Origin of the sequence: Streptomyces katrae (genome assembly GCF_000966975.1) — a bacterium.
GTDB classification, from domain to species: domain Bacteria; phylum Actinomycetota; class Actinomycetes; order Streptomycetales; family Streptomycetaceae; genus Streptomyces; species Streptomyces katrae.
In genome coordinates, this window is record NZ_JZWV01001021.1 from 1 (window position 1) to 7,339 (window position 7,339).

The 7,339-nt window shown below is 73.2% G+C and carries 8 protein-coding genes and 1 pseudogene; 2 read left to right on the plus strand and 7 right to left on the minus strand.

All coding sequences use genetic code 11. The features are described 5' to 3' along the window. On the plus strand, positions 1–542 hold a 542-nt coding region (locus VR44_RS31505), incomplete at its 5' end, for a class II glutamine amidotransferase (RefSeq protein WP_045951035.1). A gap of 21 nt (positions 543–563) precedes the next feature. Here the strand turns inward: VR44_RS31505 and VR44_RS31510 are convergent. From VR44_RS31510 to VR44_RS31525, 4 genes are all read right to left on the minus strand, one after another. Next, on the minus strand, positions 564–1,655 hold the full coding sequence (locus tag VR44_RS31510) for a polyprenyl synthetase family protein (RefSeq protein WP_045951036.1): 1,092 nt from the start codon (positions 1,653–1,655) through the stop codon (positions 564–566). 84 nt (positions 1,656–1,739) lie between these two features. Continuing rightward, on the minus strand, positions 1,740–2,114 hold the full coding sequence (locus VR44_RS31515) for a MerR family transcriptional regulator (protein WP_045951037.1): 375 nt from the start codon (positions 2,112–2,114) through the stop codon (positions 1,740–1,742). Between the two features lie 12 nt (positions 2,115–2,126). After that, positions 2,127–2,891, minus strand: coding sequence for an SDR family NAD(P)-dependent oxidoreductase (locus tag VR44_RS31520; protein ID WP_045951038.1), 765 nt, complete (start codon positions 2,889–2,891; stop codon positions 2,127–2,129). 129 nt (positions 2,892–3,020) lie between these two features. After that, on the minus strand, positions 3,021–4,553 hold the full coding sequence (locus tag VR44_RS31525; protein ID WP_045951039.1) for an NCS1 family nucleobase:cation symporter-1: 1,533 nt from the start codon (positions 4,551–4,553) through the stop codon (positions 3,021–3,023). A 342-nt stretch (positions 4,554–4,895) separates the two neighbouring features. On the opposite strand from VR44_RS31525, the gene VR44_RS31530 reads away from it, so the two are divergent. Continuing rightward, on the plus strand, positions 4,896–5,660 hold the full coding sequence (locus VR44_RS31530; protein ID WP_245692613.1) for a polysaccharide deacetylase family protein: 765 nt from the start codon (positions 4,896–4,898) through the stop codon (positions 5,658–5,660). 73 nt (positions 5,661–5,733) lie between these two features. On the opposite strand, the gene VR44_RS31535 is transcribed toward VR44_RS31530, so the two are convergent. The 3 genes and pseudogenes from VR44_RS31535 to VR44_RS31540 form a co-directional block, all read right to left on the minus strand. After that, positions 5,734–6,189: a DUF2267 domain-containing protein gene (locus tag VR44_RS31535; RefSeq protein WP_045951040.1), complete on the minus strand. Its 456-nt coding sequence runs from the start codon at positions 6,187–6,189 to the stop codon at positions 5,734–5,736. Between the two features lie 33 nt (positions 6,190–6,222). After that, entirely contained in the window at positions 6,223–6,648 is a 426-nt protein-coding gene (locus VR44_RS43175) for a DUF2267 domain-containing protein (protein WP_094192045.1), read from the minus strand. Positions 6,649–6,804: 156 nt separating this feature from the next. Beyond that, positions 6,805–7,212 (minus strand): annotated as a pseudogene (locus VR44_RS31540) (Hsp20/alpha crystallin family protein); the annotation flags it as partial. Between the last annotated feature and the right edge of the window lie 127 nt (positions 7,213–7,339).

A 7,339-nucleotide genomic window follows, 5' to 3' on the forward strand; every position in this document is an offset into this window, starting at 1 on the left:
ACTGCCACCCGTTCCGTCACGGCCGGTGGCTGTGGATGCACAACGGAGCCATCGCGGACTTCCCCCGGCTGCAGCGGGACCTGTGCATGGCCGTCGACCCGGCGCTGTTCCCGTTCATGGAAGGCTCCACCGACTCCGAGGTGATGTTCTACCTGGCGGTGACCTTCGGGCTCGACCAGGACGTCCCGGGTGCGGTCGCCAGGATGGCCGGGTTCGTGGAGCGGCTCGGCAAGGAGCACGGGGTGCTGGAGCCGCTCCAGATGACGGTGGCGGTCAGCGACGGGCAGCGGGTCTGGGCCTTCCGGTACTCCAGTCAGGGCGCGTCCCGGTCGCTGTTCTACAGCAGCCGCGCCGACACCGTCCGCCACTTGCACCCGGATCTCGGCTACCTCCGCGAAATCTCCGACGACACCCGGATCGTGGTGTCCGAGCCGCTCGGAGATCTGCCCGGGATGTGGAACGAGCTTCCCGAGGCGAGCTGTGCCGTCATCCCCTCCGGGCCGGAGCCGGACTACCTCCCCTTCCTGCCCGACCCGGGCTGACCCCTCCCGAACCCGAACCCGCTATCGCTCGCGGGTGACGCTCCAGGCCGGCATGTGCTCGAAGAACGCCACGGCGTCCGGCCGCCAGCGCTCCCGCCACGTGGCGGTCCGGGCCGCGGCCTGGCGCGCGTAGCGCTCGGCGTCAGCGCGCAGCTGCCGGTCGATGCCGTGCGCCCGCGCGATGTCGCGGATGCGGTCGAGGGTGTCGGCTTCGCAGTCCGGGGCTCCCAGGGCCGCGTCCAGCAGTTTGCGTTCGCCCGTGTCGCAGACGGCCAGGAGGGCGCGGACGACGTAGCTGCGGCGCCCGGAACGGATGTCGGAGCCGACCGGTTTGCCGAGGGATTCCGGGTCGCCGAACAGGTCGAGCCAGTCGTCGTGGATCTGGTTGGCGATCCCCAGGGCGGTGGCGTAGCGGCGCAGTTCGGCGTCGTGCGGGGCGAGGTCGGCACCGGCGGCGAGCAGGCCGAGACGGAGTGGGGCGAGGATGGAGTAGCGGGTGGACTTGTACTCGGTGACCTCGTGCAGGAGCTCGATGTCGGGCGCGGGGTGGAAGTCCCGTTCCAGATCCAGGAGTTGGCCTGCCACGGTGGCAGCGGCGGCGTCGGCCTGGACGGCGGCCATGGCCAGGGCGCGGTCGGGGGGCAGGGCGCCGGTGAGCAGGACGCGGCCGGCGAGGAAGGCGGCCAGGTCGCCCGCGAGGACGGCGAGTGCGAGCGCGGTGCCGGGCCGGTCCGGGAAGTCCTGGCGGTACGCGTAGTAGGTGGAGGGGCCGCCGCGGCGTGTGGGTGCGTCGTCGATGATGTCGTCGTGGATCAGGCCGTGGGTCTGCAGCAGTTCGATGCTGATGGCGGCTTCGTCCAGTCCGGGCACGCTCCCGTCGGTGACCAGGGCCGCCGCTTCGTGGAGCAGGGTCACGCGCAGCCGCTTGCCGCCGCGCAGCGACAGCTCGCGCACCAGCTGGAGGGCGCGGGCGGGGAAGGTGCCGTGCCGCGGTATCTCCAGGGAGCTGCTCGCGGGGTCGGTCAGGGCATCAAGGTAGGTGGCGAAGCGGGCGTCGAACCGGCGCTGATGGCCGGCCGCGCGCCGCCAGGCGGCGGTGATGGCGTCGTTCACCGGCCCAGCCTGCCACGTTCCACGCACCGCACGCCGCCTCCCCGGGTCCCTGGAGGGGGCCCGGCAGGCCCCTCCACTACCCGGTCACGCCCTCGCCGGACGGGGCGTCGTCGCCTCCCCCTGGCCCAGCGCCTCGCGCAGCCGGTCGCGTGCGGCCGTCTGTGCGGCGACCCGGGCCTCCAGGACGGCGAGCCGCCGGCGGGCCACCGCCAGGCCTTCCGGGGAGGGCGGCCCGGCTGCGACGTCACCGTCCAGGCAGGGCAGGAAGACGCGTACGTCGTCCAGGGTGAGCCCCGCGTCGAGGAGGGTCCGGATGTTGCGGACCCGGACGACGGCACGCTCGTCGTAGACCCGGTAGCCGTTCGGCAACCGCTCCGAGGAGATCAGCCCGGCGCCCTCGTAGTGGCGCAGGGCGCGGGCGCTCGTTCCGGTGGCCTCGGCCAGTTCCCCGATCAGCATCCGGTCATGCTCTCAGGCCACGGACGCGCCCCCGTCGACGGGGAGTACGACCCCGGTCACGAACGAGGCACCCGGGTCCGCGAGCCGGCACACCGCCCAGGCGATCTCCTCGGGCCGTGCGATCCGCCCCAGCGGGGTGTGGGCCAGCTGCCAGGCCCGTACCCGGGCGGCCTGTTCGGGGCTCAGCCCCTGGTGTTCCCCGATCGGGGTGTCCACCGCGCCCGGCGCCACCGCCACGACCCGTACGCCACGGGGGGCGAGCTCCACGGCCCAGCTGCGGGTGAGGGTGTCCAGGGCGGCCTTGGTCGCGGCGTAGACGGACGCTCCGGGCCACGCCCGCTGTCCCACCGCGGTGCTCACGTTCACGACGACCCCCGACCCGGACGCCTCCAGCGCGGGCAGCGCGGCCTGGGTGAGCAGCACCGGTGCCACGAGGTTGACGGCCAGCTGCTCGGCGACGTCACCGGCGACCACCCGGCCGAGGGCTGCGCCGCGCACGATCCCGGCGTTGTTGACGAGCACGTCCAGCCGTCCGTGGGCCCCGAGCACCTCCCCGACGATCCGCTCCGGTTCGCCGGACCCGCCGACGTCGCCGGCCAGCACCCGTATCCCGGGATGGCCTTCGGCGGTCTCCTCCAGTGGTGCCTTCCGCCGTCCGACGACGACCACGCGGTCCCCGGCTGCGGCGAAGGCCCGCGCGGTGGCCCGCCCGATCCCGGTACCGGCCCCGGTGACGAGGACTACGCGCCGACCGGTGTCGTTCTGATCCATGTCCATGGGGTGAGGGAACGACCTTGTCACCAGTGACAAGGTCAAGCCCCGCGAACCGGCGGCGGCTCCGGTGGCGATGGTGCCCGGCCCGGTCCGCCCGAACACCGCGGCCGGAGACGGACGGCCCTGTCGTCCTCAGACCGGTCGGCCGTGCGCGCCGCCGGCTTCCGGGGCGGCGGGGTGCGACCCGGTCATCAGCGCCGTGTAGAGCAGCAGGGAAGCGGCCAGGCCCACCACCCAGCCGTAGTCCGCCAGCGGCTTCAGGAAGGGGATCAGGCCCGCTTCGGGGAACGGGCCCTTGCCGGGGGCCGAGTGGGAGCCGCCGATGGCCAGTACGCCGCCGACCACGAACGCCGCCAGCGCGCGGAGGTTCCAGCCTCCCGTGTACCAGTACGGGCCACCCTCCCGGTAGAGGTCGGGCAGCGAGAGCCGGGTGCGGCGTACGAGCCAGTAGTCCGCGATGAGGACGCCCGCCACGGTGCCGAGCAGCCCGCCGACCAGGCCCAGCCAGGTGAAGATGTACAGCTCCGGGGTGGACGTCAGCTTCCACGGCATGATCAGCACGCCGACGACGCCGGTGATCAGCGCGCCCCGGCGGAAGTCGATCAGGCGGGGGGCCAGGTTGGCCAGGTCGTAGGCCGGGGAGACGACGTTGGCCGCGATGTTGACCGAGATCGTCGCGACGAGGACGGTGACCAGGGCGAACAACAGCCCGAAGACGCTGTCGGTCTTGGCGACGAGCTCCACCGGGTCCCAGACCGCGGTTCCGTACACCGCCTCCGAGCCGGAGGTGACGAACACCGACAGCAGCGCGAAGAGGGTCATCGTCGTGGGCAGTCCGAGGGTCTGACCGAGGATCTGGGAGCGCTGGCCGGCGCCGAAGCGGGTGAAGTCGGGGATGTTGAGGGAGAGGGTGGACCAGAAGGCGATCATCCCCATGAGGGCGGGGAAGAAGACCGCCCAGAAGTCCGCGCCCCAGCCGAGCCGGGACGGCTGGTCGAGGAGTTCTCCGAAGCCGCCCGCCTTCACCCCGATCCACACGAGCAGGGTCAGCGCGCCGACGATGACGAAGGGGGCGGCCCAGTTCTCGAAGCGCCGCAGGGCTTCCATCCCCCGGTGGATGATGGCGAGTTCGAGGGCCCAGAAGACGATGAAGCACAGCCACAGCGTCCACGGCTCGCCGCCGATCTCGGCGGCCCCCGCCCAGCCGCCGAAGATCTTGCCGAGCAGGACGAAGATCCCGGACCCGCCGATCCACGTCTGGATCCCGAACCAGCAGCAGGCCACGGCCGCCCGGATGAGCGCGGCCATGTTGGCTCCGCGGACCCCGAACGGGGCGCGGGCCAGTACCGGGAAGGGGATCCCGTACTTGGGGCCGGCGTGCCCGGTGAGGAGCATCGGCACGAGCACGATGAGGTTGGCGAGCGCGATGGTGAAGACGGCCTGCTTCCAGTCCATCCCCAGCGCCACCAGCCCGGAGGCGAGGAGCCAGGAGGGGATGTTGTGCGCCATGCCGACCCACAGGGCCGTGAAGTTGTACGTCGTCCAGCGCCGGTCCGCGACCGGGACGGGGAGGAGGTCGGGGTTGGCGAAGCGGCCGTCGGAGGGGACTTCGCCGGGGGCGAGCTCGACGCGGTCCCCGGTCTCGGTTCTCGGGCGGTCTGGCACGGGCGCACACCCCTTCGGGTCGGGTGGAGCTCTCGGTCAGGACGGGGACCGGTCCGCGGCGAGCGGCTCGCGCTCACGGTCGCGGTCGCGGTCGCGGTCGCCCGGTGCCTCGTCCTGGGTCCGCTCCATCGTGTCGCCCCGGGCGGGTGCGGAGCCAGAGGGACACCGCCCCTTCGTGGCCTCGCCACCCGCGGCGGGCGGAGGGCAGGAGGGCAGGAGGGCGCCTGACCGGGGGGGGATCACCCGGGTGCCCGGCACGGCTGCGGTGGCTTGCTCCCGCGGCTCTCGCACACTCGTGGGAGCGCCGTGCCGGGCGGCGCGGTGTCCGAGGGAGTGACCGCGGTGGATCTGGGACGACGCGCCGTACTGGCGGCGCTGCCCGCTGTGGGGCTGATGGGCGGCTCGCGCGCTGTCGCCGCGCCCGCGGCCCGGAGGCGGGTCGGTGCCGTGGGTCCTCGGCCCCCGGCCTCGCTGCTCGGGCGGGAGATCCGGCGGCTGCCGACGTCCCGCCGGGTGGTGGCGCTCACCTTCAACGCCGCGTGGGACGAGAGCGGGCTCGCCGCCGTCCTGGCGGAGCTGCGCCGCCGGAAGGCGCCCGCCACGTTCTTCCCCACCGGCGAGTACGCCGAGGCCCGTCCGGCGGCTGTGCGGGCGATGGCCGAGGCCGGGCACGGGCTGGGCAACCACTCGTACAGCCACCCGTACTTCGACGGGCTGAGCACCCGGGAGCGGGCGCGGGAGGTCCGGGAGGCGGACGAGGCGATCCGTACGGCGTCCCGGGTCGAGCCCCTCCCGTTCTTCCGGTTCCCGTACAGCTCCACCACGCAGGACGCGGTCGCGGACGTCAACGACCTGGGCTACGCGGCGATCGAGTTCACCAACGACACGAACGGCTACCTGGGACCGGCCGGGGGCATGACCGTGGACCGGGTGGTCCGCAGGGCGGTGGACTCCCTGGGGCCCGGGGCCATCCTCCAGATGCACGTCGGGAGCAGCACGGGTGACGGCGTCGTCCTCGATGCCCAGGCCCTGCCGCGGATCATCGACGCGGCTCTGGAGGAGGACTGCGCGATCGTCGACCTGCGCGAGTTCCTCACGGCGCCGTGAGCGGACCGGACCACCGCGGGGGCCGCCCGGCACCGGTCGGCTCGGGCGGCCCGGGAGTGCGGTCCGCGTGGCGTCAGGGCCTGGCGGCGGTCGTGAGCTCGGCCTGGCCGAAGAGGAGGGCGTAGCCGCCGGGGAGGCTGCGCAGGATGCGGGCGAGGAGCTCCGGGCCGGCGAGGCGGGCGACGACGGAGAGGACGGCGCCGGTCTCCCAGCGGGCGACGGCCTGGGTGGTCCCCGCGCGCGAGGCGAGGTCCTTGACGAAGCCCCAGCCGGTCAGCTCGTCGAAGGCGGGCACCTGCGCGGTCAGGACGAGGGCGGCCTCGGTGGGGAGGCGGGCGGCCAGGTCGACCCTTTCCTCGCCGGTGAGCCGGCGGCCGAGCCCGGCCAGGACGTGGTGGACGGCTTCGGCCGCGCGCGTGGTGTCGGGGTAGGCGCCCTCGTAGCGGACCGCTTCCAGCATCTGCTCGTACGTCATCGCCGGTGCGGTGCTGCGGAGTTCAGCCTGGTCGAACACGGGTCTGCCTTTCATGTCGATGGCGAAAGGGGGGAGGTGGATACGGGGTCAGGCGGGACGGGGATCGAGCGGACGGGGGTCGACCGGACGGGGGCGGCCGAAGAGGAGGTCGTAGCCCGGGGGGAGCTGGAGGAGGAGTCGTTGCAGCAGGTCGTCGTCGACGGCGTCGGCGACGACGCTCAGCACCGCGCTGACGTCCCAGGCCGCGGTGGCCTCCGTCGCGCCCTCGATCCAGGCGGCGGTGGCGCGGACGAACCGCTGCGCGTCCAGGGGCTCGTACGCCTCCAGCGGGTTGAGCAGGATCAGCGCGTACGCCTCGGGGAGCCGGGCGGCGACGCGGGCGCGGTCCTCGCCGACGAGGTGGGCGCCGAGGAGGGCGAGGACCACACGGGCGGCGCGGTCGGCTTCCTCACGGGAGGCGTACTCGCCGCGGTCTTGTACCTCCTCGATGAAGGTGTCCCAGCGCAGGGTCATGACGCGTGCCTCCAGGGGTGGTGGAGTGGAGCGTTGGCCGCCGGGGTGACGGCGGCGTCCTGCGGGGGCGGGAGGAGGGAGGGGATCCTCCTGCCCCCGGCTCGGTGTGCCGCCGGGGCCCCGTGAGGGGCGGGGCGGGGGGCGGCCGCCTCCGGAGCTCCCGTCGCCGATGGCGATCTTGCGCGGCTTGGCACGCTCGGCGATCGGGATCCGCAGGGTCAGGACGCCCGCCTCGTAGTCCGCGGTGATGTGGTCGGTGTCGAGGGTGTCGGCCAGCATGACCTGCCGGGAGAACACCCCGAGCGGCCGCTCGGAGAGCTCCATCTGGGCCTGGTCCGACTTCGCGGTGGGCCGGCGTTCGGCCTTGACCGTCAGCATGTTCCGCTCGACGTCGATGTCGATCGCGTCCTTGGCGACGCCCGGGACGTCGAAGGCGATCACGTAGGAGTCGCCGTCGCGGTAGGCGTCCATCGGCATCGCGGTGGGCTTCGACCACGTGCCCGGGCCGGTCAGCTGCTGGGTGAGGCGGTCGAGCTCACGGAAGGGGTCGGTGCGCATCAGCATGGGAACCTCCTGATGTGTCTGCATTGGGTGCCAGTGCGCTTCAGGTACCTCCGTTGTAACATGTCATCGAAACGATGACAACCACATCCGGCATCCAATGGATGACATGCACGCTCTGGAGGTGTCG